The organism is Parendozoicomonas sp. 2304DJ65-17 (assembly GCF_058148445.1).
This window is the reverse complement of sequence record NZ_JBYVJV010000001.1, coordinates 170846-196050: the sequence shown is the minus strand read 5'-3', so window position 1 is coordinate 196050 and position 25205 is coordinate 170846. Positions and strand designations below refer to the sequence as shown.

The following is a 25205-nucleotide window of genomic DNA, read 5'->3' as shown; positions in this document are numbered from 1 at the left end:
AAAAGCTGATGGCAAACTGTTCCATACCCGGTTTCTACAGACTATTGCCGGAGTGACAGAATGTAACCAATCCTTCCGACAGAGTGAGAATGCCTCTCTATACTCACTCCCTCGTACGAATGTGCCGAATGTTATGGGGGAGCGATGCACGGGCAGTCGCAGAAGAGAAGAATAACGTTGAGATGGGCCTCGCTCTGCTTTTTAACTTTTTTATGCTCAGCAGTTGCAGGTTTTGCTACAGCAAAGCCGCCAGAATACAGCTTTGGTGATGAGCCTATGTTGGAATCCGAGTGGGAAGGCGATGATCTGGTTGGATTAAAAGCTGAAGTTCTGGGGCAGATCGGTTATTTGAGTCAGGCGTTAAGGCAATATGAAGATGAAGGGCATGTTCAAACATTGTCTGCTCTAGCCTCAACAGTGGCTGTGAGTATGATTGATGGTGCTCTCACCACACTTTTTTCACGTTTACTTAGTCTTGTGGTAAGAAGTGAAAGTGCAGTCCTGACATCTATTGGTACAGCGACTTTTTACAGTGCCATGGCACTGACATTTTCCTATCAAATACTTCGACTGCTGGGGCATAACCAGCATGTTGATTTTTATTCACACCTGCGATTTTCTTTAGAGTCTGTTGCGGGTGGCCAGATTATAGGTTTGGCTGGGTTTTATTTATCGCATAAGCGTTGGGCAAGTCTGCAGCACGATTCTGGTCAGACAAAAGCGGTGAAATTTCTGACATGTCGCGTTCCCAGCGGTAAAAATTATGGGGCTGGGAATCTGAATGATTTTAATAGCACGATTCACTACATGGCTGGCAGGCTGATTGTAAGTGCCACGATTTATTTTCTAAGGGCTGGGTTTTATAACTCTCGGACTCAGACCGAACTGGTGCTGCTGAATAGTAATCTGGCCAGGGCAAACGATGCACTGGCCAGACTTGAGCAGCAGGAGCGGGCTCTTAATCGAGGAAAAGGTCGGGGAAAAGCTTATCAGCGTTCTCTGGGTCACAGGCATAAGGGACAAAGTCAGTGACACCACGTTCCCGCAGAAGATCTTCATCCAGAAGAGTCTGGCCAGTCAGTTCCTGATCTGGAGTGACAAAGATTTCCCGGGCGGCGTCAGCCATGATTTCCGGGCCACGACTGCGGGCATTAAGAGAACTATCCCCTACGTTCTTGAGTGCAGATGTTGCAATTGTAGTGCGAGGCCACAGAGCATTTACAGCAATACCATAACGCTTGAATTCTCCAGCCATACCCAGGGTAAGAATGGTCATACCATATTTACTCAGGGTGTAAGCAGCATAAGGTTTTAGCCACTTTTCAGCCATGTTTAATGGCGGAGACAAGTTTAGAATATGGCCGCCCGCTTCTGACTTTTTCAGGTAAGGCAGAGCTGCCTGGGAGCAGACAAACACCGCACGGGAGTTGATCTGGTTCATCAGGTCGTATTTTTTCACTGGTGTGATTTCTACCGGTGTCAGGCTGATCGCGCCAGCATTGTTCACCAGAATATCGATGCCGCCGAAATGGTCTGCAGCCTGTTTCATGGCCGCCTGAACCTGCTCTTCATCGCGCACGTCCAGTTTAATCGCCAGTGCCTGTCCGCCTGCAGCTACAACTTCTTCGGCAACCGTATGAATGGTGCCTGGAAGCTTTGGGTGTGGCTCATCTGATTTGGCAGCGATGACAATATTGGCACCTTCACGGGCACACTTCAGAGCAATCTCTCGACCAATCCCCCGGCTGGCTCCAGTGATAAATACTGTTCTTTTATTGAGGGAAACTTCTTTATTCATATCATTCACTCCCAAAAAATTATTGTGACCAGCCTTGAGAGCTATCACTTTGTATAAAAAGCAGGGCCTGATCGGTCAGCTGTTCGATATTGTAGTCACCACCGTCCTGGTACCAATTGGTGGTCCAGTACAGTGCACCTCCCAGAAAACGGCGCAGGATCAGGGGATCAATAGCTTGCCTGGTAATACCAGCGTCAGCTGCAGTTTGTAACTCTTTCTGCCACAAACGCTCATATTCATGGCGTCGGTTAAGCAGAGATGATTGGCTCTCATCAGATAGAGAACGCCACTCAAAGACCAGTACAGTGAGAGCGTTACCCTTCTTGCCTAGAATGGCTTCAAGCTCACAGTGAATCATGGCTCGAATGCGTTCTTTTGGAGTGGTGGCATTTTTTAAAGCCTGCTCCATGGAAGCCAAAAGGTTTTCTACGCAATCACTCATCACAGCCCGCAGGATTTCATCCTTATTGCGGAAATGGTGAAAGATACTGCCAGAGAGAATGCCAACTTCATTAGCAATATCCCTGACAGTTGTTCTGTCATAACCCTTTGCCCGAAAGAGCTTTGCGGCTGCCTCAAGCAGACGGCCGCGAGGGCTTTCCGGGTCGGTTATTGGTGAGGCCTGATTTTCATTCATGCTGCGACTTCATCTTCAGCAGCTTTAGCGATGGTTGCCAGCACCTGACGAACCTTCACCTGGTCGCCGGAATTCACTGCAAGCCCTGAAAGGGTGCCATCACAGGCTGCCTTGAGAGGGTGCTCCATCTTCATGGCTTCCAGCACAAGAACTGTTTGACCGCGGCTGACCTGCTCACCTTCCGCAACCAGTACATCAACAATCAAGCCGTCCATGCTGGCGCGGATATCACCTGAACCTTCTCCATCTTCAGCATTTGCCGGAGTGTGGGTTTGATCGTGGAAGTGATAACAGCCGGACTCAGTATTCAACCAGAGTCCATCAGAGCTGAGACTGAAAGTAGAACTCTGTCGTACGCCATCAATAGTATAGAGAACGGTACTATCGTCGGCGTTATGAAGAGTCAGAATCGATGCGTCTTCGTCTGCGCTAACTGTCCATTGATTTTTCTGGGAATTTGTCAGCGTCAAAGCAGTTTTGGTATCACCCGATCCAAGCTGACATTCAAACCTGTTCTGTCCAGTGCTGCGCCAGCCTTTGCTACTGCCCAGATTGTCTTTACGAAGAAGCAGGGCGGCCAAACCTTGTTCTGCCAGAGACGGTTTCACCGGCTGCAGACTCTCTTCATCGCCAAACTGATTCAGGAAGGCAGTTGTGGATAAACCAGCGGCAAAGTTTTCATGTTTGAGAATGGCCGCCAGCCAGTTTTTGTTGGTGTGAACACCAGTCAGAACAGAATCTTCAACGGCACGAATCAGGCGACGACGGGCCTCATCACGATCTTTGCCATAGGTAATAACCTTGGCAAGCATTGGGTCATAATAAGGTGTAACTTCTTGCCCGGAGCGAATGCCGTCATCTATACGAACACCATCACCAGATGCAGGCAACCAGTTCTGGATCAGCCCGGTTTGAGGCATAAAGTTCTGGCTTGGGTCTTCGGCATAGAGGCGAACCTCCATAGCGTGACCGGTTAAAGTAATCTCTTCCTGTTTCAACGGCAGAGGTTTGCCAGCTGCAACATCCAGCTGCCACGCTACCAGATCAGTACCAGTAATCAGTTCTGTAACCGGGTGCTCAACCTGCAGGCGAGTATTCATTTCCAGGAAGTAGAAGCTGCCATCTGTATCCAGCAGAAACTCAACGGTACCGGCACCAACATAGTTGCAGCTTTTCGCTGCTAGAACAGCTGCTGCCCCCATACTTTGACGCAGTTCTTCATCAACAGCCGGGGAGGGAGCTTCTTCCACAACCTTCTGGTGACGGCGCTGGATAGAACAGTCACGCTCACCCAGATAAACGACGTTTCCATGTAGGTCAGCAAACACCTGAATCTCAACATGGCGAGGCTCAAGAATGGCTCGCTCAAGGATCAGTTCACCACTGCCAAAAGCACTGGTGGCTTCGCTGCGGGCACTTTTGATCTGTTCTGCAAGATCAGAATCACCAGTCACCAGACGCATACCGCGGCCACCACCACCGGCGGAGGCTTTTACCATCAGTGGGAAGCCGACGCGCTGGGCTTCTTTCAGCAAGGTTTCATCATCCTGCTGATCACCCTGATAACCAGGAATACAGGGAACACCGGCGGCTTCCATGGCAATCTTGGACTGACGCTTACTACCCATAAGAGCGACAGCTTCTGGCGGTGGGCCAACCAGTGTTATGCCAGCTTCTTTACAGGCGGTAGCAAAGTCAGCGTTCTCAGAGAGAAAGCCATAGCCTGGGTGAACAGCGTCTGCGCCGGATTTGTTGGCTGCATCGATAATCTTGTCAATGCACAGATAGGACTCACCAACCGGTGCTGGCCCTATGCAAACGGCTTGATCTGCCATATTCACATGGGGAGCATCAGCATCCGCTTCACTGTAAACGGCAACTGTTCGATAGCCCATGGCTTTTGCGGTACGAATCACCCGGCAGGCAATTTCGCCACGGTTAGCGATGAGAACTTTGGAATACATTATTCAGCCTCCGTTTCAGCCCAGGCAGGCAAACGCTTTTGCACAAAGGCCATTGTTCCTTCCTGACCTTCAGGGCCTTGAATAGCGGCAGAGAAGTCACGAGCGGCGCCATCCAGAAGTTCTTTCATCGGCTTTTTATCAACAGAAAGCATCAGCTTTTTGGTGACAGCATTTGCACCGGGAGCGCAGCGTTGTACCTTGGCAATCACTTCCGCAAGAGCCTGCTCTAGTGTTTCGGTGGAGTCATAAACATCATGGCTGACACCCAGCTCAACAGATTCTTCTCCGCTGAACTTTTCTCCCAGCAGTGCGAGACGACGCGCTTTGGTTAAACCAATACGCTTAACAACAAACGGGGCAATTTGTGCGGGAGGAATACCAAGCCCGGTTTCCGGTAGAGCAAAGCGGGCGTCTTTGTGAGCCAGGGCGATATCGGAAATACAAGCCAGGCCAAAACCTCCACCCATGACCGCGCCTTCCAATACGCAGATAACGACCTGTGGCAGCTGCTCTGCTGCTTCCAGGAGTTGGCCGAATGTCCGGTTGAGGTCATAAAAGGGGTCGGAGTCATTTTTACCAAGGTTGGCACGAGCTGTAGCCATATCCTTGATATCGCCGCCAGCACAAAAGTGTCCGCCTGCACCACGTAAAACAATCGCCCGAATTTTCGGATTTACAGATGCTGCATCAAAAACTGATAGCAGCTCCTGCACCGTTGCCAGACTGAGTGCGTTACGCACTTCAGGCCGGTTAAAAGTAATAACCAGAGCTGGCCCCTGACGGGACAGCTCCAGTGTTGAGCAATCAGGTAATGACATGAATTGCTCCCTTACTTGCGCTTGCCGGGCAGAATGCCCATGGTTTTGCAAATAATGCCCAGCATGATTTCGTCGGCACCACCGCCGATGGAGGTCAGGCGCATATCCCGGTATACACGGTTAACGTCGTTTTCCATCATGTAGCCCATGCCGCCCCAGAACTGTAGGCAGGCATCGGTCACTTCACGGCCCAGGCGGCCAGCTTTCAGCTTGGCCATAGAGGCTTGCTGCAGTACATCACCACCACTGATGTAGGTTTCTGTTGCCTGATAAATCAGGGCACGCAGAGCTTCAACCTCTGTCTGCAGTTCGGCCAGACGGAAGTGAATATACTGGTTGTTGATCAGAGGCTGGCCAAAGGTATAACGCTCTTTACAGTAAGTGATTGTGTCGGAAATGCACTGCTCAAGCCCTTTGATGGACATGGCCGAACCAAACAGGCGTTCTTCCTGGAACTGGATCATCTGCATCATAAAGCCGGTGCCTTCAGCACCGATACGATTGCGTTGAGGAACTCGAACATCATCAAAGAACACCTGGGCCGTGTCAGAAGAACGCATACCCATCTTGTTCAGTTTTTCAGAGAAGGTGATTCCCGGAGAATCCATAGGAACAACAATCAGTGACTTATTCTTGTGAACCTTGTCGTCAGAGGTGTTAGCCAGCAGGCACATAAAGTCAGCCTGGGTTGAAGTGGTGATCCACATCTTGGTGCCGTTGATGATGTAGTCATCGCCATCTTTTTTTGCAGTGGTTTTCAAACCGGCAACATCGGAACCTGCACCAGGCTCACTCACACCGATACAGGCAACCTTTTCACCGCGAATAGCGGGAGCCAGGAACTCTTCTTTCAGCTCATCGCTGCCGAACTTGGCAAGAGCTGGAGTAGCCATATCTGTCTGTACGCCAATCGCCAAGGCCACACCACCGGCACGGGCAGTACCCAGCTCTTCGGCGAAAGCCATCTGGTAGCTGTAATCGAGGCCAAGGCCGCCAAACTTCTCAGGCTTGTGAATGCCCAGCAGGCCAAGGTCGCCCATCTTTTTGTACAGTTCATGAGCAGGGAAATGACCTTCACGCTCCCACTGCTCGGTGTAAGGGTTCATTTCCGTGTCGATAAAATTACGAACGGTACGCTGCAGCTCTTTGTGTTCCTGGGTGAATTTCATCTCTTTTCTCCAACTCTTATTGTTATTTCTTTGACTTGTTGGGTTAAATCGCTTTGTTTCGAACCCAACCCATCTTTACGTAAATTCTGACTTTTGGAGCTGAAATTAGAACCGGCTTACACCAAAACTCGATTCATTCAACTCTCGAACTTCGGCCGTACGACAGATATCCAGCAGGTAAGCCAGAATCTTTCGTGTATCTCTGGGGTCGATCAGTCCGTCATCCAACAGGCGTGCGGTGCAGGCCAGAGCAGAAGACCCATCAGTCATCTGCTTAACAGTTTTCTGTTCAAGGGCATCAATCATTTCTGCGGGCATCTGCTGACCCATACGAGCCATTTTGGCTTCAGCAACAATACGCAGAACCTTACCTGCCTGTGCCGCGCCCATAACTGCCGTTGTGCTGTTTGGCCATGCAAACAGGAAACGAGGGTCAAAACCACGGCCACTCATGGCGTAGTTACCGGCACCATAAGAACCACCAATCACAATGCTGACACGTGGAACACGGGCATTGGCAACAGCCTGAATCAGCTTGGAACCGTGTTTAATAATGCCGTTGCGTTCAACCTCGGTACCCACCATAAAACCGGTAGTGTTGTGGAGGAACAGCAAAGGAATACCGCTTTGATCCAGGGTGTGAATAAACTGCGCGGCTTTTGTTGCGCCTTCTGGAGTAATCGGACCATTGTTACCAATAACGCCGCAGGTCATGCCTTCTATGGAAAGGTGGCCGCAGATCGTTTGGTTGTCGTATTCACCTTTGAATTCAAGGAATTTTGAACCATCAGCGATCCGGGCGATCACTTCCCGTACATCGTAAGGGGTCTTAGGATCGGCAGGGATAAGGCCAAGCAGCTCTTCAATATCGTAAAGTGGTTCATCAAATGGCTCTTGAGGCAGAGCAGGAAGCTTTTTCTCCCAAGGAAGCATGGACATGATTTCCCGAACAATACGAATCGCATCCCGGTCATCTTCCGCCAAATATTCACCGGTACCGGCTGTCTGGCAATGCATCTCTGCGCCACCAAGCTCTTCATCGGTTGCGATTTCACCAGTTGCGGCTTTCAGAAGTGGCGGACCCGCCAGATACATAGTGGCCTGTTTACGAACCATCACGGTGTAATCGGATAGCCCGGGCTGGTAAGCACCGCCTGCAGTGGCACTGCCGTGAACAACAGTAATCTGTGGAATACCGGCAGCAGACATTCGAGCCTGATTGTAGAAAGCACGGCCACCGGGTGAGAAGGTTTCCGTGGCATGGTTCAGGTCGGCACCGCCACTCTGGGACAAGGCGACCATGGGCAGTTTGTTTTCCAAAGCAATCTGCTGGAGGCGCAGGCGCTTCTGCAAACCGATAGGGGTAATCGTACCGCCTTTAATCGCGTAGTTATCCACCATCACAATGCAGCGAATACCGCAGACATAACCAATGCCGCATAAAGCACCACCGCCTGCAGAGCTGCCATCCTTGTCGCCATACATTTTGTAGCCGGCAAGGGAAGACAGTTCCAGAAAAGGTTTGTCGGGATCAATCAGCAGTTCAAGACGCTCGCGGGGAAGAAGCTGGCCGCGCTTGGCGTACTTGGCCTTTTTGGACTGTGCTATATCTTCGATAGTTTGCTCAAGTGCGCGGAAGCCGCGCACATGTTGCTCCATCACTTCCCGGTTTTCCTGAAAGGTCTGGCTACTGGTATCGATAAGAGATTCAATCACCGGCATGGCTTATTCCTCTTCCTTAAGAACTTCCGGCATGACTGCACGGTGGAAACCATCCCAAGCCGGGCTGTTTTCTACTTTGGCCTTACGAAGAGGGAAGATATTGCTGCCAAGAGGAGCACCGCCATCAACCTTGATGGTGTCACCATTAATAAATGACGCAGCATCGCTCAGCAGGAAGCAGATAGCGGCACTGACTTCTGCCTCTGTCGCCATACGGCCCAGGGGAACACTGTTCTTAAGCTTTGGAATGATTTGTTTCATGGCACCTTCGTAGGTGTCCATACCGCTGGATGCTACCCAGCCGGGAGCGACGGCATTTACTCGTACACCATCAGGACCCCACTCATACGCAGCAGTTTTGGTAAGGTTATCCATGCCCGCACGAGCGGCACCGGAGTGAGCCATGCCAGGCATACCGCCCCAGTTATCAGCAGTAATGTTTACGATATTACCACCGTGCTTACGCATAGAAGCTTTATACACTTCACGGGCAACAAGGAAGCCGCCAGTCAGGTTGGTGGCTACAACGGCATCAAAGCCTTTCTTATTAATAGCTTCCATCGGAGAAGGGAACTGACCGCCAGCATTATTGACCAGACCGTGAATCTCACCAAACTGGGCTGCTATTTCAGCAACCGTGGCCTTAACCGCATCTTCATCGCGGATATCCATAGACCATCCAGAAACAGTGCCTCCATCTTCGGAGATTTCTGCAATCACCTGATCCAGCTTTTCCTGCTTACGACCAATGATGACTACATTAGCGCCAAGTGCCGCCAGTTCGTGAGCGGTGCAGCGACCGATACCGCTGCCGCCACCAGTGACGATAATGGTTTTGTCTTTGAAGGCATCATCTCGAAAGATGGATTTGTACGACATTATTTACTCCGAAGTTTTTATTGTTCTGAATATTGGAATACGCAGGTTGGGTTAGAAGCGAAGCTTCGTAACCCAACAAATAATTCTTTATGCCAAATCTCGTGCGAGTTCTTCTGGCACTGGAACAGGGAACTCCAGCAACTGTTGTGCAAAGGCCTTGCCCTGTGGGTCAATCCTCAGGCTGGCAACGCCGCCACCGCCAAGACTGTTTTCCAGCAGGAAGTTAAAGGCATGAATTCCTGGCATGACCCAGCGGGTTACCTTGCCGGTTTCAGGATCAAGCACATGTGACATCCAGTCTGCGACAGCTTCCTCCGTCAGCGCACTGGTGATAAAGGGCAGGTATTCATCTTTACGGGAGATAACACCGATATTGGAATGGTTGCCTTTGTCGCCAGAGCGGGCGATTGCTAGCTTGATCAGTGGCAGAGTTGACGTGAATTCACCTGCTGCTTCCGGAACAAACTCCTGCAAGGATTGGTCACCAGGAGGAGTAAAGCCGCTGGTTGGAGAGACGGCGACATCTGTTGTATTACCTTCAGACTCAACCTGGACATTAAGCTGATCTTTATCCACAAGGCAGGACCACAAACGGATAACCGGCCAAACACTTGGGCGGCCGCCTAAGACTCCAGTAATGCCTGGAGCCATTCCCGTTGCTGCCTGTGCAATTTCACGTGAGAACAGAGTCAATGCCTGTTTGTTGGCATGGGAGACAGTGATGCGAACCACAACTTCCCGAGCATTTAATGCCTGAGAGTGTTCACCATAAGTGGCTTCGCTGCCGAGGATTTCAATATTGTGATCCCGGTAAGCGCCCATGCCACGTTCTTCAAATAAACGACTGGTCTTGGCAACAATTGCTGCAGCTACTGCTTCACCTTTTTTTCGGGCATCAACGCCGGCCAGCAGGAAGGCTGCGGAACATTTGAATCCATCCATCCAGGTGGCAGACACTTTGTAGGAATTTGTAGGAGCAAAACCAACAGCGCCGGTTACTCGAACCCTGTCGTCGCCAACCTCTTCCAAGTCGACATGGGAAAAATCACACACAACATCTGGCAGGTAGTACGCGCGAGGGTCGCCAATTTCGTAAACCAGTTGTTCTGCAACCGTTTCACGATTCACCCGGCCACCGGTGCCTTCTGGCTTGGTCACAACAAAACTGCCATCGGCTTCACATTCAATGATGGGGAAGCCCATATTGTCGTAACCATCTTTGATGGTTTCCCAATCCGAGAAATTACCACCGGTGCACTGTGCGCCACACTCAACGATATGTCCGGCCAGACTGGCCTGGGCGAGATGAGTGTATTCGGTCATCTGCCAGTTAAATTCGTGAATCAGTGGAGCTGTAACAACAGCGCTGTCTGCTATACGACCAGTGATGACTATATCTGCACCATCTTTCAGAGCCTGAACAATAGGTGCTGCGCCGAGGTACGCATTCATGGTGACAATACCGCCAGGCATTTCTTCACCGGAGAACATCTCGGTCACACCAGCCTTTTTCATCTCTTTGGCTTTTGGCATCAGGTTGTCGCCCTGAACAAGAGCAACTTTGAGATCGAGCCCTGCTTCTTTTATTAGAGCTTCTAAAGCATCACGGCAAGAACCAGGGTTAACGCCACCAGCATTGCTGATAACTTTTATACCCTGTTCGGCAATCTCAGAAAGAACGGGCTTAAGGGCGTATTTAATAAAGTCGGGAGCATAGCCGGCGCTGGGATCTTTCATCCGGGCACCAGCCATAATAGAGAGGGTAACCTCGGCCAGATAATCGAAAACCAGGTAATCCAGATTACCTTTTCGCACCAGCTGGTGGGCTGCTGTTTCGGTATCTCCCCAGAAGGCACTGGCGCAGCCTATACGCACTGTGTTCTGGGAAGAGCTGGATGTGGTGGAATGATTGTTATTGGCCACGGTCCGTTCTCACTATGATAAATCAAGTGAAAACGAGGTTACCAAGCAAGCGCTTGGTCGGCAAGTATATATACCTATGCTTTTGGTGTTTGTCCGATGGAAATCTGGTTTTTACCATTGCTTTTAGCAAGGTAAAGAGCCGCGTCTGCCTGCTTCAGGCTTTCCCTGAGGCTGCCTCCTTTGGGATGCTCAATCAGCCCGACACTCACAGTCATAACGTATTGTCGGTCTTTCACTGCTAAAGGTGTGTTGCTGATCTGTCGGCAGGCGGCTGTCAGCTTTTTGTAAGCATTTTCAAGATCACAAAGCGGCATACACAGCAAAAACTCATCACCACCGTAGCGCACCAGTACATCGGATGAGCGAATATTGTCCTTCAAAATCTTGGTGATTTGTTTCAGGGCTTTGTCCCCTGTGGCATGCCCCCAAGTGTCATTAATCTCTTTGAAATAATCGACATCAAACATAGCCATGCAGAGTTTGCTTTTATCACTACGTCTGCTGTTCAGGTCAATCAGGCGGTTAACCGCTTCATCCATGTAGTAACGGGTAAAGCAACCAGTCAGTGGATCCCGGATAGAGCGAAGATAGGCTTCCTTGCGGCTTTTGTTCATCTGCCGATAAGTTATCTCTCTATCGAGAGCGACCTGCAGTGGAACCGAAACATTATCCACTAATGCATTCAACCTTCCGGTTAAAGCCATTGGTCTGGTCAGCCAGATACGAACAAGCTTACGGGCTGTTTCGTGATCTTTTCTGAATAATGGAAAAATCAGTGCCGCTTGACCTTCGAAGTACTCCTGAATGCAGACGGGAGAAATCAGGTCCGATGGTTCCTCTGTCAGTGCTGCCCAATCTTCCTTACTAATACCCAGATACCTTCCGGGGTACTGGTCTTTATTGCAGATATGTCCGCGGTATTTTTGTGTGGGTAAGAAACTGATGCAGGTATCACTGTCATCCAATGCAAAGAATTCCAGAGAGTCGATGGGAATGTACTGGTGGGCAATATCTTTCAGTGTTAAGGCGATATCCTTGAAATCTGTATTTTGTAGCAGGGACCGGGTGACATCCTGAATCATTCTGTTGAGCTCTGACATTCTTGTGACAGTGTCGCTTGTTTCTGTCATCAGCATGTAGAGACCGCAATTAACTTCCATCAGGTTATCAAACATGTACTCAACCAGATGTTCGGGGATTATCGCACCATGCTGGGGAGCAATGAGTCGTATGGGATGTTTTTTCAGCCGTAACAAAGCGAATTGGAGAATATCTTTTGAGGGCATGTAATGTTCGTGAAACGGGTACATGCCTTCAAAATGCTCCTGACCCTGAGCATAAAGGTATGGTGAGTGACTAAAGCTGCCAAAAAGGTCACTGGTAAACATCACCTGAGTCTCAGGATCGAATGTGCAGAAAGCTCCCGGGAAATGTGCGTACGGAGTGAAGACAAACTTAAGTGTTCTGTCTTCTAATTCCAAACACCAGTTGTTTGTATCAATCAGCCAGAATGGCATTTTGATATCGTAATGTTTAATCAGCGTTTTTGTCCGCCAGTGGGTAATAAGCTGAATATTCTGGTTGTCTAACCGCTTATCCAGAAGTGGAAGAGAGGCGGTAATATCCGGATCTTGATGCTGGCAGACAATGTATTTCAATGAAGACAAAGGAATAACCTGAGCGATTTTTTCCAGTGTCTTTTCAATTGTCAGCATAGAACCCGGATCAATTAAAACGGATTGATCTCCCTGTTCTATCAAATAGGTATGACATTGGAACTTGTCATTGGGGATCTGATGCCCCACCCACCAGACTCGATGTGCAATTTGAAACGGCCGGTCTGTATCAATGTGGACCTGAGGGGTGGTGTCTGCTTTGTTCAATACCTTTAACCTCGAAACATCCCTTTCCTTACTTACGCCCATATCCATAGGTCAGCAGGTTTATTGTTAAAACAGGGATCACTGCAGTCCGCTCTATTATCGTCCTTAGCTGCACTTCGTCCAGATCGTATTTCTCGTTATTTTTCTGGAATCAGGGTATTCATAAATTTATTGACTTAAAGTTAACTTTAACTATTAGGCTCCACTGTAAAGCATAAAAATAACTTTGGAGTGGTAAATGGAATTTATTCGTAAAGCAAAGGTATATCGTTTGCTGGCTGCCCGTTTTTTCGACGGGATTTCTTCCGGAATGTTTATGATGGCGTTGCCATGGATAATGCTGACAAATGGTGACGATGGTTCTGTTGTTGCTGCCGTTGCATTGATATGCACGCTGGTCTCTTTTTTCTTAACGCCACTGTTTTCGACTTATATTGATCGTCATTCAAGAAAAAGTATCTTGCTTGCTGTTCAGCTGACTCAAAGTGTTACTGCTCTTGGACTATTGTTAATAAGCCTTGGTGGTGTTCCAGATGTTTTTACACTTGGAGTCGCCCAGCTGATTTTCTGGGTAACCAATGATTTGGCCTGGAGTACAGGTAATGCACTGACCCAGGAAAATTTCTCAGCAGATGAATACCCTCAGATCAGCAGTTACCAGGAAGTCATTATGCAGGGAGTCACTCTTGGAGCTGGAGCCGCCGGTGTAGTACTTCTTGAACTTTGGAGTATTCAGCATTTCTCACTGTTTGCCTTTATAGCATCCGGGCTGGGGTTGTTGTTCTATGGCTGGATGCCCTATCAGCGCAAGTTGCGGAACTCTTCGGCTGTTTCTTTTGTACGACAGTTAACTGAGGTTAAGGATATTTTTGCCCGGGATTCAGGGTTATTTATTTTCCTGGCTTTATCCTGCCTCTCATATCCGGTTCTTACCTATCTGGTGAAGCTGGTTCCTATCTATCTGGCCAGTGAAAACTTTGAAGGCAGCTGGTTTGCCATCTGGAAATTTGGCTACGGTGTGGGGGCTCTGGCCTGTGGGGTTATCGTTGTCAGTATTTTACGGAAGTACGCCCATGAAAAGCTGATGATCCATTCTATTCTGATAATAGCCGGGCTGCTCAGTGTAATGGCACTGTTTACTGATCCGCTGGTAATTGTGCTCGTGACTGTTGTGCTGGGATTCTTTAACTCACTGAACCGTATCGCTCGCACTAACAAAATGAATCTGGTTGTGGATGTGAATGAGCGTGGCCGGGTAGAGGGCGGTTTAAAACTGTTTTCGAGTTTTACTCAGAGTTTAAGCTATGTACTGATCGGTGTGTTGGCCAATTATCAAATGACAGAGCAGGGGTTTGCCATTATTGCTTTAGTTATGGGAGTAGCCGGGTTGTACATGTATTTATACGACGACCGGTTAAGCGAAGAGCGGAAACAATTGACATGCAATTGAGAATCATTATCATTTATTGGAAATAAAACCAACTCGAAATGGCATCGCCATTCAGCACAACTTATAAGACAAGACCTATGAGTGATAAAAAAGTTTCAGCCCAGCATGCCAGAGAGTTTTTGAGAACAGAATACAGTGGTGTTCTATCAACCCAGTCCCGTGTACTTGAAGGCTACCCTTTTGGTTCGGTTGTGCCTTACTGCCTGGATGCGGATGGTTATCCTGTTATCCTGATCAGTACTCTGGCACAACATACCCGCAATATTGCCAAGAACACCAAAGTGTCTCTTACTATTGCTCAGTCTGGAATGGATGATGTGCAAACCGGTGCACGACTGACCTGGGTGGGTGATGCTGAGCAGATTACCGATGAAGCCTCTATTAACCGCTATTACAACTTCTTCCCTGAATCCCGTGGCTATCACAAAACACACGACTTCAGTTTCTATCGGATTGTGCCAGTAAGAAATCGTTATATCGGTGGTTTCGGTGATATCCACTGGCTGGAAAATGATTTGATCGCGGAAGCCAATCCTTTTGCCGGTGGTGTGGAAGAGGGCGTGGTCACTCATATGAATGAAGACCATGGCGATGCCATTCAGAAGTACTGCCATCAGGCCGGTGTAAACCTGCCGGAAGGCGCGGCGCCAGAGATGGCTGGCGTAGACCCTTATGGATTTATGATTCGTATTGAAAAACGTCTGGTGCGTATTCCTTTTGAACAGAAAGCTGAAAGTGCCGGAGATATTCGTCAGTTTCTGGTGGCGATGGCAAAGGCTGCTTAAGCCAGTTCTATTGTTGATTTATCGTAAGCCGGTTTTTTGAACCGGCTTTTTTGTTCAAAGCGAAATAGCTGGTGGTTGTGTATGGACTTCAGGGATTTATCGGAACAGGACATTCTGGATATTGCGACTCCTATTATGGATAACCTGATGCAGGCTTCGACAGAAGTGAATTATCAGGCACATGTTCGTGACTTTACCGACAGGCTAAAGGCAATAGTGACAGAAGCATATCTCGTGAAAGTTTGTGGCGACTATCAAAAGCAAAAAGGGTTCTTTTCAGAGCGAACTCCCGTTGCTGTTTTTCGACGTCCAGATTCTGCCGCTATCGTCTGGAAGCAATCGTTTACCAAGGTTGAAGGAGAATATGTAGCCGAGATGGCGTTGGTTTATCGGGATGGTCGCTACTTGGTTGACCATGTCATGGTGTTTTAATCTGTTCAGGGGGCTCTTGGCAATCAACACCACTCCATGAAATTTCCCGTGGTTGTTCTACGGTTACTGAATAGCACAGACTTGGTTAACCATTGTGAAAACGTCATGGATGACAGTTCTCCTGCTTTGGCCTGTATGCGTACAAGCAAGCTGGCTGGACTTTTTCAGGGGAAGCAATGACTCCCTGGTTTACAGGGGTTCCTTATCATTTGGGCAAGTCCCTTCGGGAGCATCGGAGAAACGATCCGTTCAGGTTTGTGTGTCAGGTCATGACAGTGATCTGTTTGATAGAAATCTTCCTAAACTGAGCCAGCCCAGCCCTTATTTCACTCTCTCCATCGGAAAAACTCTTAATACAACCATCCATGCTGGCCAGTACACCTGTATTGGGTTAACTGTTTCCTTTACACCAGGCTCGCAACAAAACTGTGACTATTACCGGTATGACCATGAATCAGGGGAAAACCCTGAAGCCTGCAGTAATAAGCAGACCAAAACAGAGCCTTACCGAGCTGATGCCCGCCTACTGACGTTGCAGGTTGGTGAACAGACGTTGGGGCCTGTGCGGGGTATTGGTGTCAGCGAAAAAGTCTGGCGTTTACGTCATGCGCGACAAGGATGGCGTTTTGCAGGCGAAGTCTTCGGTTCCTCTCAGGTTGATGGCAAACGATTTTTCAATATCGCTATGGGATTTAATAAAGGTGATCTGTATGTCCTGAGAGAGCAGCGTACTAAAGGGGAAATTCCTGACAAGGCATATCCAGCTTCATTGATGAGGCTATCTGGTAAAGATCAACGTGCCCCGTTATGGGCAGGGGAATTAGATATTGGAAGTGTTGCCAACCACAGAGCATCTTTGGCTATAGAGCCCAATGATTCTTATATAGCCATCAGCGCTGATAAATCATCCTACCAGTTGATAAATACAGGTGGGGAAGATGAAGCGATGAAGCTGGAGCAAAAGGTCCTGTTAAAAGGATACCGCAGTGAACATTCTGGGAGGAATATTCACTTTGACCCTCAGGGGCAGTGTCTGATGTCTTTGAATCGATTGTGGCTGAGGGGAATTTCTATAGATGGTCTGATCCGTTTCAGGAAAACGGGTCAAACTCTCGAGCGGTTATTAGATCTGGCGGTTGACGACGTAATTCCTGAAGATATGGGGTATTACGGGAAACCTATCGACGATGTTTTGTTTGTAGGGAAAGACAAGGTGTTGTTTCTACTAAGGAATCCTGTATCCGACTATTACCACGCGAGCGCAGTCGACCCGGATATAAGCCTTTATAGCTGTCAGTGGGATAGTAATGAATGCCAGCCGAAGCAGTGTGAACTGGTTGAAAGGCTCCCGGAAGCACTGGATATCGCAATCGCTGAAGATGAGGTCAGTAATCGGGTAGTAGTGAAATCCTGTATTGGTGCCACCCAGAGCCACACCATCAAAGATCGCAGTTGCAGTTATCGGAGCTGGCCTGTCGATGAGTTTAAAAGTTCATCCGGTGCTGTAAGTCACAACAATTCCTGGTTTGATTTTCGGCATGGCAAGCGTAGCCATCTTGTTTCTTTAGGAACAAACGATGACGAAATGCTGTTTGCTCGCTCCTTACACCAGGGGATTGATATTGTTTCCCTTTCCGCGGATGAAACAGTCATACGCAAGCTTGTTTTTGATAACAAGTATTGGCGGCAGCGGGCTATGCAGCCTATGGAAACCCCTGTGCAAATGGTGACCGATGATCGCCGGGAACGCCTGTATGTACTGATGCCTTCAAGGTTGATTTATTTTGATCGGCTGATTTCTGCAGATAATGCTTTGAAAGCTTTACCCGCGAGTGTTTGTCGAACAGGAGAAGAATGTTCGGTGGAGGGGCAGCTATGAAAGTTCTATTTGGAATGTTCCTGCTGTTATTCGCTGAGTTGGTGCTAGCTCGACCTTTGCTTTCTCCAGAAGGAAAGCAACCGTTACGAGTTCCTATTGTTCAGCGAGGTTCTCTCTCTTTTGGTTATGTTCCTGTTGGAGCCAGTGAGACACGTATTGTACAGCTGTGTCGGAGAGGGGGAGATTTTACCTATTTGTATGACAATCATCCTCCTAACCTCAGTGGCACAAACTCAGCTTTTTCTATGGAAGTGAAAGATACCGAAAACCTTAACATTGCGGGTTTTTCTCATAGCTGTGTAAACATTGAAGTGATCTTTACGCCCAGTCCGGATCAAGAGGATCCTTATAAAACTTATGGGCGGCCAAAGAGTCTTGAAGGGGTTTTGGGTTGCTGGCCAAGTGAACTGAATCTGGGAAACTGTCCTCACAAAGATGTGGTGTACCTTTCCCTAGGAACAAAAAGGATCATGCCGGTTATGGGAGCGGGGGTATCCCTGAATGAGTGGCGTAGCAATATCGTGAAGAAGGGTTGGCGGTTTGCCGGAGATGCCTTTCATTGGTCTGGGAATAACAGTATTGGGGCGGTGACTCTTGATATGGGTATTCGGGGGAACCTTCTCTATCTCACCAATAAATGGGATTCGGCAGCGTTATCTTTTTATCAGTTACAGCCTGGAGGGCAGGCCTTTTCCGATGGCCGCTTCAGTACTGGTAGTGATAATCTTGACGCTCACATAGCAATACATCCCCATAAACCTCTTATGGTTGTAAATTCGGGGGGGAATGAGATTCTTCTGCTGCGAAAAGAGCGAACCGGGATAACAAGCCAGTTGCTCCAATCCATAAAAAATCATGTTGATGAGGGTAAACCTAAAAATGGTAATGTGGCTTTTGATACAAAGGGGCGTTGCTTGCTGGCCACTGATCAGAGCTCCTCACTAACGGGTTACATTTTATCTCATCAGAAATCACGTTTGCTTGAGACAGAGCCTGTTGAAGCGCCCGAGCTACTTCCGGAATTGGCATCCCATTCAGATCTCTCCATAAAGCCAGTTTTTACCAGTGCTAAACAAGTTGTTCTTAGAGTGCAGTGGAGTGAAGATACAGAGGGTAAGAAATCCCGTGCCGGAACACTGTATGCGTGTGATTGGGATGGCTTAAGTTGTCAGGCTGATAATTGCCAGACGCTAGAGCAATATCAGGATTACCAACCTTTAGGCATGGTCGTAACTCCAGATAAGAAACAACTGGTCACTGTTCATTGTGGAAGTCAGATCAATGCCGATGATGATCGATCTTTACCTTTAACTTGTATGTTCCAGGTGCGGTCTTCGGAAAATCTGACCCAGACTAATACCTATGAGAAAACCATCAGCAAAGTATTTCCAAATGAAAACTATGATCTTGGTTTCACCCCGGTACTGGATGTTATCAATAGTAATGAAGAAGGTATTCGCTTAGTAATAGGGCTGCCTGAATATACAGAAGTTGTATTGCTGAAGGCTGACGGTGAGCTGGTTTCAGAGATGCAGGATACAAGTTTTTACCCGCTTGATGGTCCCTGGTTTCAATGGGCTACGCCAAACCAGATTGTGGTTGAAAAGTCTGAGCAGAGGATTTACATGTTGATCAAGGGGCGGGTTGTAATTCTTGATAAGTTGCAACCTCTTGAGGAGGGAAATCCGTTTATTTCCTTACCTGCCAATGTTTGCCCTGTGGGAGAACCATGTGCCCTGTACCCGTAGTGATAATTCTTTCTGAATGTACGGGAATGTATCGAATATCACTTTTCTGCATCCATGCCTTGAAAACGAAAGTTCAATCGCCATATAACTCTCTGTAACGAATGTAGAGCGTTGTCTCTTACGGAGAAAATAGTGCGCCTTGGTTTCTTTCTTCTGGTTCTGTTCCCAATAACAGAACTGATGATTCTTATAAAGGTAGGTGGCCTGATCGGTGTTCTGCCTACTATCGCCCTGATCTTTTTCACGGCATCCGCTGGTTTGTTCCTGCTGCGTCAGGAAGGTTTCAGCACCCTTATGCGGGCCCGGCAGAAAATGTCCACCGGGGAAGTACCGGCTATGGAAATGATGGAAGGTCTGGTTATCGCTTTCTGCGGTGCCCTGCTTCTGGCTCCCGGCTTTATAAGTGACACTGTAGCCCTCTGTGGACTTATCCCACCTATTCGCCGACGTCTGATTCGGAGAATGACTAGCAGCTCACGTTTTCAGGTATACACTTCCGGTGGTGCCGGTATGGCAGGGCAAAATCGGGGGCCTGGTTTTCAGAGGCCTTTCGGTCAATCTGCCCCAAATGATGTAATCGATGGCGAATTCCGAAGAGAAGAATGATTTTTTTCGGTTTATTTGGATTTCGGGGGTTGAAATGCGAAATGTCAGCCCCCACTCATGTCGGGCGGTCGTAATTCTTTGGTATCAGAGTTCCAGCACAAACGTACTTTTGTAACAGTTTGCAGACCTGATACAGCGACTAACAGTTTTCATCAATGAGTGGTTTTTACGATTCGTTGATACCTGTCTCCGAAGGTTTTATGAAAATTTCAGCTTGCCTTCAGGGATACATACTTTGGAAAAGCCGGTTCACCGGCAGATTTGGATAACAGTTGGAGAGACTATCAATGAAGCTCCGTCCTTTGCGTGACCAGGTGCTCGTGCGCCGTTTCGAAAGCGAAACTACTTCTTCCGGCGGTATCGTTCTGCCTGGTAAGGCCGAGAAAACTAACCGTGGTGAAGTTGTTGCTGCAGGCGCTGGCCGTATCGACAACAACGGCAACCTGGTTGAGCTGGTTGTGAAGGTGGGTGACAAAGTCGTATTCGGCGGTTACCACAGCGATTCCAACACCATCAAGATTGATGGTATCGAGCACGTGCTGATGTCTGAGTCTGACATCCTGGCCGTCATCGAAGCTGAGTAAGCTGAAGCTGCTTTACACTTTTTCACTCAATTAAAGGAACATCACGATGGCTGCCAAGCAAGTCAAGTTCGGCGACGACGCTCGCAAAAAAATGCTCGAAGGCGTTAACATTCTGGCTGACGCTGTTAAAGCAACTCTCGGCCCTAAGGGTCGTAACGTACTGCTGGAGAAGTCCTTTGGCGCTCCTACCATCACTAAGGATGGTGTTTCCGTAGCCAAGGAAATCGAACTGAAAGACAAGTTCGAAAACATGGGTGCCCAGCTGGTTAAGGAAGTTGCTTCCCAGGCTAATGATCAGGCTGGTGACGGTACGACTACCGCGACCGTACTGGCTCAGTCCATCGTAAACGAAGGTCTGAAGTACGTTGCCGCTGGCATGAACCCAATGGATCTGAAGCGCGGTATCGACAAGGCTGTTGCCGCTGTTGTTGCTCAGCTGCAGGAAATGTCTGCCCCTTGTGCCGACAGCAAGGCTATCGCTCAGGTAGGTACCATCTCCGCTAACTCCGACGAAACCGTTGGTGCCATCATTGCTGAAGCGATGGAAAAAGTTGGTAAGGAAGGCGTTATCACCGTTGAGGAAGGTAACTCCCTGGAAAACGAACTGGACGTTGTAGAAGGCATGCAGTTCGACCGCGGCTACCTGTCTCCTTACTTCATCAACAACCAGGAAAGCATGTCTGCTGAACTGGAAAGCCCGTTCATCCTGCTGTTCGACAAGAAGATCTCTAACATCCGTGATCTGCTGCCGACTCTGGAAGCTGTAGCCAAGGCTGGCAAGCCTCTGCTGATCATTGCTGAAGATGTTGAAGGCGAAGCTCTGGCTACTCTGGTTGTTAACAACATGCGCGGTATCGTTAAGGTTTCCGCTGTTAAGGCACCTGGTTTCGGTGACCGTCGCAAGGCCATGCTGCAGGACATCGCTGTTCTGACCGGTGGTACTGTGATCTCCGAAGAAATCGGCATGAGCCTGGAGAAGGTTACCCTGGACGACCTGGGTACTGCCAAGCGCGTTGTTATCACCAAGGAAGACACCACTGTTGTTGACGGTGCCGGCAACCAGGCAGACATCACTGCCCGTGTTGAGCAGGTTCGCGCCGAAATCGAGAACTCCACTTCCGATTACGACAAAGAGAAGCTGCAGGAGCGTGTAGCCAAGCTGGCCGGCGGTGTTGCCGTGATCAAGGTTGGTGCTGCTTCTGAAGTAGAAATGAAAGAGAAGAAGGCTCGTGTTGAAGATGCTCTGCATGCAACCCGCGCCGCTGTTGAAGAAGGTGTTGTGGCCGGTGGTGGTGTTGCCCTGATCCGTGCCCTGAGCAACATCTCTGTTGAAGGTATCAACAAAGAGCAGGAAGCTGGTATTGCTCTGGCTCTGCGTGCTCTGGAAGGTCCTATCCGTCAGATCGCCGCCAACTCCGGTGACGAAGCTTCCGTAGTTGTTGAGAAGGTTCGCAACGGTGAAGGTAACTTCGGTTACAACGCTGCTACCGGCGAATACGGCGACATGCTGGAAATGGGTATACTGGATCCTGCCAAGGTAACCCGCTCCGCTCTGCAGGCTGCTGCTTCCGTAGCTGGTCTGATGATCACCACCGAAGCCATGGTTGCTGAACTGCCTGAAGACAAGGCAGCTGCTGGTGCACCTGACATGGGTGGCATGGGCGGTATGGGCGGTATGGGTGGTATGGGCGGCATGATGTAGTGCGACGAGAGTCGCGTAGGTAGCTAGCCGAGCGGGCTACACCCCTAGTGACTGCTAACTCTTTGAGTTGTAGTCACTACCCAAACCCGCCGAAATAGCACTGATAAAACCCGATATTCGGGCTTAACCCAAGCCCGAATATCGGTCTCCGTATGGAGCCGATTGTTCAGGTATGGGCTAAGGCCTGTATCCCCGCATTAGCGAAGTGATACATGTTGAAGCAGACTCGTTAAGAGGCTGTGAGGTAACAGGGATCATCGTGTCTTATCTAAGCTTGAGCCACCTACCCGGTGCGAAGCTGTTTCCATTATTGTCTTGGCCTATGGTTCATCGGGTGTGATGAGTCTGTGGTAGTAAGACCAGTTGTTCAGCCAACTGTAGCCTAGGGATAGTGCATCTGCGGTAACGCGGTGTATGAAGCTTCTTGACAATGTACCCCCGCGTATGCGGTTGTTCTGTACTGTGAAGTGCAGGCAAGTATGCCGCCAATAGCAGGCAGCAGAGGGGCTAGGCTGGGTTATATGGTTAACGTAAGTGAACTGCTAATAAACACCGTCAGCCGCGACGAGCGTAAGGCTATTGTTCCTGAAAATCCTTTTTGGAAATTCAGGTGACGCTCTGACCAAAAGGTACGTGACCGGTTATTCCTTTTACATCTGGGAATACGCTGGCTTATATGTCACCGGTGGATAGGCAGAACCTAAGTAACCCGTGTAATGGAAATGGAACTCGGAAACCCCATATCTTCGCCTGAATCATCAGGCAGGTTTACCGTAAGGGAAACTGTTGGAGGTGTGGGAACAGGAGAGCAGAAGAAGCAAATGCCTGTTTGTAATGAATGGGATAGAGAGCCAACGTGCTCTTGCCGGAAACGGAGCCTACGTCTGCTTGGTCTTTAATTGCGTGAAAACATGTAAAGTCGCTAAGTTTTCTTAGCTGTAATAACGCCAGTATCCAGTATGTGGAAGGTGCCGATCCGGTAAGCGGAATCAAGCGCACCCTGGCAATAACTATCAAGCCTCATAGGGTAAACATCATGCCCTATGGGCACGGGTGTACCTTGTGAAGTCTGATTAACAGCAACGTTAACGGAGGAAAGCAAGGTGCATACTTCCTTAAAAGAAGTATCTGCATCCTCCCCCTGTAAGGAGCACTGGCATAGTCTTGACTGGCCGGTGATGTATCAACGGGTGAGAGGACTACAGGTACGGATCGCAAAGGCAACGGAAAAGTCTGACTGGCGTCAGGTCAAACGACTGCAACGCATGTTGACCCGTTCGTTCGCCGCCAAGGTGGTCGCTATTCGGCGTGTTACCGAAAATCGAGGAAAAAACACTCCGGGTGTAGATAAGGAAATCTGGAATACCCCGGAACTGAAATGGAACGCAATAGACCGGCTGACGCGCAAAGGCTACAAGCCCAGACCACTACGCCGTGTCTATATTCCCAAGTCGAACGGCAAGCGCCGCCCGCTGGGAATTCCAACGATGCTGGATCGTGCTATGCAGGCTTTGTTCTTGCTGGCGCTGGAACCAGTTTCGGAAACTACGGCTGACAGGAACAGCTACGGTTTTCGCCCACATCGCTGCTGTGCTGATGCTATCGAACAATGCTTCGTGAATCTCAGCCGTAAAAGCAGTGCCCAGTGGGTGTTGGAAGGTGACATTAAAGGGTGTTTTGACTTTATCAGCCATGACTGGCTTATCGCCAATGTTCCTATGGATAAGGTGGTGCTCAAGAAATGGCTGCAAGCCGGGTTTATGGAATCCGGGAAGTTTAACCCAACGGAGGCGGGGACACCGCAGGGAGGAATTATCTCTCCTGTGCTCGCTAACATGGCCTTGGATGGGCTGGAAGAAGTGTTGGAAACCCACTTCGGGAAGAAAAACACCAAAGCCAGTTACAAAACCAAGGTCAACCTGGTTAGGTACGCAGATGATTTTATCATCACGGGTATCTCGCAAGAGCTGCTCAGGGATAAGGTCTTGCCGCTTGTTGAAGCCTTTATGGCGGAACGCGGCCTGCAGTTATCAGCAGAGAAAACGCTGATAACCCATATTGATCAGGGGTTCGATTTCCTCGGGCAGAATATCCGCAAATACCAAGGCAAGATGATTATCAAGCCATCCGGTAAAAGCGTGAAGATGTTTCTGCGTGATATACGCGAACTGCTCCAAAGGCACAAAACAGCTCTAGCCGCTGCAATTATCAGTCGGCTGAACCCGAAAATTCGGGGATGGTGTAACTTCCATCGCTGGATCTGTGCCAGTGAAACGTTCAAGTACGTGGATTACAGGATCTGGAAAATGATATGGCGGTGGTGCTGCCGGATTCACTCAAACCGCAGGAAACGCTGGATTAGAAAGAAGTATTTCAAAACAGTGGAGAATCGGAACTGGGTATTCAGCGCACCAGCAATGAATGGTGAAGGTTACTGCCGGTTGCTGGCTGCGGCCAGCTTTAAGGTAGATAAACATATCAAGATCAAGGCGATGGCTAACTGCTATCTGCCAGAAGACGAGCAGTATTTCGAGCGTCTGATGGCTCAGCGGTGGAAGAAATCCAATGCTGGTCAAAAGAAATTGATATCGCTGGTGAACAGGCAGGGTGGTAAATGCCCAGTCTGTGAACAGACCTTCAAACAGGGTGATGTGTGGGATGTCCATCATATCCGGAGGAAAGTTGATGGTGGTTCAGATGCAACATGGAATTTGCAGTTGTTGCACTTGAATTGCCATCGGCAGTTGCACAGCGTTAGTCAATGAAGGTTTAAGGGGGCATCAGCCCCCCAACCCGATCACTGAACAATCATGTGCACTATTCCTAAGGCAAACATGAGGTCATTACGATCTATCTCGACTTTCAATGTGATAGTCATAGCTTTCTCCTTGATGTAGTTGAAAATACTCACAAGGTACCTGACTAAACATCAGCTTCCTTGGTGGTATCACTAAGGAAGGAGAAGCAGTAGTACTATAGTGCTTTTCTAGGTTGAGGATCAATAGATCGAGCTATGTGTCAGCTTTCTAAGCTGGCCCGAACGCAAGTTTGGGCTTATAAAGGCTTGAGCCGTATGCGGGGAAACTCGCACGTACGGTTCTTAGGGGGCGGCGGCGCAGTAATGCGCTGCTGCTACCCGACATCATCCCCCAACCCTCAGCTCTGCTGAATAAAACCGCGCACAGTCTTGTAAGACAGTGCGCGGTTTTTTTATGTTCAAAACTTC

19 protein-coding genes are annotated in these 25205 nt (G+C 48.9%); 10 read left to right on the top strand and 9 right to left on the bottom strand.

The window, feature by feature from the left end:
- Nucleotides 1-276: 276 nt before the first annotated feature.
- Nucleotides 277-1032 carry a hypothetical protein gene (locus tag ACY2RR_RS00885; protein WP_490106240.1) on the top strand — a complete coding sequence of 252 codons (756 nt, stop codon included), beginning with the start codon at nucleotides 277-279 and terminating at the stop codon, nucleotides 1030-1032.
- Here the strand turns inward: ACY2RR_RS00885 and ACY2RR_RS00880 are convergent.
- The 9 genes from ACY2RR_RS00880 to ACY2RR_RS00840 all read right to left on the bottom strand — a co-directional run bounded on the left by ACY2RR_RS00880 (nucleotide 959) and on the right by ACY2RR_RS00840 (nucleotide 12835).
- A complete protein-coding gene (locus tag ACY2RR_RS00880; RefSeq protein WP_490106239.1) occupies nucleotides 959-1798 on the bottom strand; it encodes an SDR family oxidoreductase in 840 nt (279 codons plus the stop codon). The two genes, ACY2RR_RS00885 and ACY2RR_RS00880, sit on opposite strands and share 74 nt — an antisense overlap.
- Before the next feature lie 19 nt (nucleotides 1799-1817).
- Nucleotides 1818-2435, bottom strand: coding sequence for a TetR/AcrR family transcriptional regulator (locus ACY2RR_RS00875; RefSeq protein WP_490106238.1), 618 nt, complete (start codon nucleotides 2433-2435; stop codon nucleotides 1818-1820).
- Nucleotides 2432-4399 (bottom strand): acetyl/propionyl/methylcrotonyl-CoA carboxylase subunit alpha, encoded by a 1968-nt coding sequence (locus ACY2RR_RS00870; protein ID WP_490106237.1) that lies wholly within the window; start codon nucleotides 4397-4399, stop codon nucleotides 2432-2434. The genes ACY2RR_RS00875 and ACY2RR_RS00870 overlap by 4 nt, the downstream gene beginning before the upstream one ends.
- Complete coding sequence (locus tag ACY2RR_RS00865; protein WP_490106236.1) at nucleotides 4399-5217, bottom strand: enoyl-CoA hydratase/isomerase family protein; 819 nt, start codon at nucleotides 5215-5217, stop codon at nucleotides 4399-4401. The genes ACY2RR_RS00870 and ACY2RR_RS00865 overlap by 1 nt, the downstream gene beginning before the upstream one ends.
- Before the next feature lie 11 nt (nucleotides 5218-5228).
- Nucleotides 5229-6386, bottom strand: coding sequence for an acyl-CoA dehydrogenase family protein (locus tag ACY2RR_RS00860; protein WP_490106235.1), 1158 nt, complete (start codon nucleotides 6384-6386; stop codon nucleotides 5229-5231).
- Nucleotides 6387-6491: 105 nt separating this feature from the next.
- Nucleotides 6492-8108: an acyl-CoA carboxylase subunit beta gene (locus tag ACY2RR_RS00855; RefSeq protein ID WP_490106234.1), complete on the bottom strand. Its 1617-nt coding sequence runs from the start codon at nucleotides 8106-8108 to the stop codon at nucleotides 6492-6494.
- A 3-nt stretch (nucleotides 8109-8111) separates the two neighbouring features.
- The gene (locus tag ACY2RR_RS00850; RefSeq protein WP_490106233.1) at nucleotides 8112-8987 is read right to left on the bottom strand and encodes an SDR family oxidoreductase; all 876 of its coding nucleotides are present in this window, start codon (nucleotides 8985-8987) and stop codon (nucleotides 8112-8114) included.
- An 87-nt stretch (nucleotides 8988-9074) separates the two neighbouring features.
- Entirely contained in the window at nucleotides 9075-10910 is a 1836-nt protein-coding gene (locus ACY2RR_RS00845) for an acyclic terpene utilization AtuA family protein (protein WP_490106232.1), read from the bottom strand.
- Nucleotides 10911-10984: 74 nt separating this feature from the next.
- Nucleotides 10985-12835 carry an oxygen-binding di-iron domain-containing protein gene (locus ACY2RR_RS00840; RefSeq protein ID WP_490107043.1) on the bottom strand — a complete coding sequence of 617 codons (1851 nt, stop codon included), beginning with the start codon at nucleotides 12833-12835 and terminating at the stop codon, nucleotides 10985-10987.
- A 196-nt stretch (nucleotides 12836-13031) separates the two neighbouring features.
- On the opposite strand from ACY2RR_RS00840, the gene ACY2RR_RS00835 reads away from it, so the two are divergent.
- The 9 genes from ACY2RR_RS00835 to ltrA all read left to right on the top strand — a co-directional run bounded on the left by ACY2RR_RS00835 (nucleotide 13032) and on the right by ltrA (nucleotide 24744).
- The gene (locus ACY2RR_RS00835) at nucleotides 13032-14243 is read left to right on the top strand and encodes an MFS transporter (RefSeq protein WP_490106231.1); all 1212 of its coding nucleotides are present in this window, start codon (nucleotides 13032-13034) and stop codon (nucleotides 14241-14243) included.
- Nucleotides 14244-14320: 77 nt separating this feature from the next.
- Nucleotides 14321-15028, top strand: a complete 708-nt coding sequence (locus ACY2RR_RS00830; RefSeq protein ID WP_490106230.1) for a HugZ family pyridoxamine 5'-phosphate oxidase — start codon at nucleotides 14321-14323, stop codon at nucleotides 15026-15028.
- 81 nt (nucleotides 15029-15109) lie between these two features.
- Nucleotides 15110-15460: a hypothetical protein gene (locus ACY2RR_RS00825; protein WP_490106229.1), complete on the top strand. Its 351-nt coding sequence runs from the start codon at nucleotides 15110-15112 to the stop codon at nucleotides 15458-15460.
- Nucleotides 15461-15719: 259 nt separating this feature from the next.
- Nucleotides 15720-17339, top strand: a complete 1620-nt coding sequence (locus tag ACY2RR_RS00820; RefSeq protein ID WP_490106228.1) for a hypothetical protein — start codon at nucleotides 15720-15722, stop codon at nucleotides 17337-17339.
- Entirely contained in the window at nucleotides 17336-19087 is a 1752-nt protein-coding gene (locus ACY2RR_RS00815) for a hypothetical protein (RefSeq protein WP_490106227.1), read from the top strand. The genes ACY2RR_RS00820 and ACY2RR_RS00815 overlap by 4 nt, the downstream gene beginning before the upstream one ends.
- Before the next feature lie 132 nt (nucleotides 19088-19219).
- Nucleotides 19220-19693 carry an FxsA family protein gene (locus ACY2RR_RS00810; RefSeq protein WP_490106226.1) on the top strand — a complete coding sequence of 158 codons (474 nt, stop codon included), beginning with the start codon at nucleotides 19220-19222 and terminating at the stop codon, nucleotides 19691-19693.
- Between the two features lie 287 nt (nucleotides 19694-19980).
- Complete coding sequence (locus ACY2RR_RS00805) at nucleotides 19981-20277, top strand: co-chaperone GroES (protein ID WP_490106225.1); 297 nt, start codon at nucleotides 19981-19983, stop codon at nucleotides 20275-20277.
- A gap of 46 nt (nucleotides 20278-20323) precedes the next feature.
- A complete protein-coding gene (gene groL, locus ACY2RR_RS00800) occupies nucleotides 20324-21979 on the top strand; it encodes a chaperonin GroEL (protein WP_490106224.1) in 1656 nt (551 codons plus the stop codon).
- 1103 nt (nucleotides 21980-23082) lie between these two features.
- The gene (gene ltrA, locus ACY2RR_RS00795) at nucleotides 23083-24744 is read left to right on the top strand and encodes a group II intron reverse transcriptase/maturase (RefSeq protein WP_490106223.1); all 1662 of its coding nucleotides are present in this window, start codon (nucleotides 23083-23085) and stop codon (nucleotides 24742-24744) included.
- Nucleotides 24745-25205: the final 461 nt, after the last annotated feature.

Excerpts from the sequence above, each read along its gene's own strand:
- ACY2RR_RS00885 (WP_490106240.1), top strand. The coding sequence starts at position 277 with ATGTTGGAATCCGAGTGGGAAGGCGATGATCTGGTTGGATTAAAAGCT.
- ACY2RR_RS00880 (WP_490106239.1), bottom strand. The coding sequence starts at position 1,798 with ATGAATAAAGAAGTTTCCCTCAATAAAAGAACAGTATTTATCACTGGA.
- ACY2RR_RS00875 (WP_490106238.1), bottom strand. The coding sequence starts at position 2,435 with ATGAATGAAAATCAGGCCTCACCAATAACCGACCCGGAAAGCCCTCGC.
- ACY2RR_RS00870 (WP_490106237.1), bottom strand. The coding sequence starts at position 4,399 with ATGTATTCCAAAGTTCTCATCGCTAACCGTGGCGAAATTGCCTGCCGG.
- ACY2RR_RS00865 (WP_490106236.1), bottom strand. The coding sequence starts at position 5,217 with ATGTCATTACCTGATTGCTCAACACTGGAGCTGTCCCGTCAGGGGCCA.
- ACY2RR_RS00860 (WP_490106235.1), bottom strand. The coding sequence starts at position 6,386 with ATGAAATTCACCCAGGAACACAAAGAGCTGCAGCGTACCGTTCGTAAT.
- ACY2RR_RS00855 (WP_490106234.1), bottom strand. The coding sequence starts at position 8,108 with ATGCCGGTGATTGAATCTCTTATCGATACCAGTAGCCAGACCTTTCAG.
- ACY2RR_RS00850 (WP_490106233.1), bottom strand. The coding sequence starts at position 8,987 with ATGTCGTACAAATCCATCTTTCGAGATGATGCCTTCAAAGACAAAACC.
- ACY2RR_RS00840 (WP_490107043.1), bottom strand. The coding sequence starts at position 12,835 with ATGGGCGTAAGTAAGGAAAGGGATGTTTCGAGGTTAAAGGTATTGAAC.
- ACY2RR_RS00835 (WP_490106231.1), top strand. The coding sequence starts at position 13,032 with ATGGAATTTATTCGTAAAGCAAAGGTATATCGTTTGCTGGCTGCCCGT.
- ACY2RR_RS00830 (WP_490106230.1), top strand. The coding sequence starts at position 14,321 with ATGAGTGATAAAAAAGTTTCAGCCCAGCATGCCAGAGAGTTTTTGAGA.
- ACY2RR_RS00825 (WP_490106229.1), top strand. The coding sequence starts at position 15,110 with ATGGACTTCAGGGATTTATCGGAACAGGACATTCTGGATATTGCGACT.
- ACY2RR_RS00815 (WP_490106227.1), top strand. The coding sequence starts at position 17,336 with ATGAAAGTTCTATTTGGAATGTTCCTGCTGTTATTCGCTGAGTTGGTG.
- ACY2RR_RS00805 (WP_490106225.1), top strand. The coding sequence starts at position 19,981 with ATGAAGCTCCGTCCTTTGCGTGACCAGGTGCTCGTGCGCCGTTTCGAA.
- groL (WP_490106224.1), top strand. The coding sequence starts at position 20,324 with ATGGCTGCCAAGCAAGTCAAGTTCGGCGACGACGCTCGCAAAAAAATG.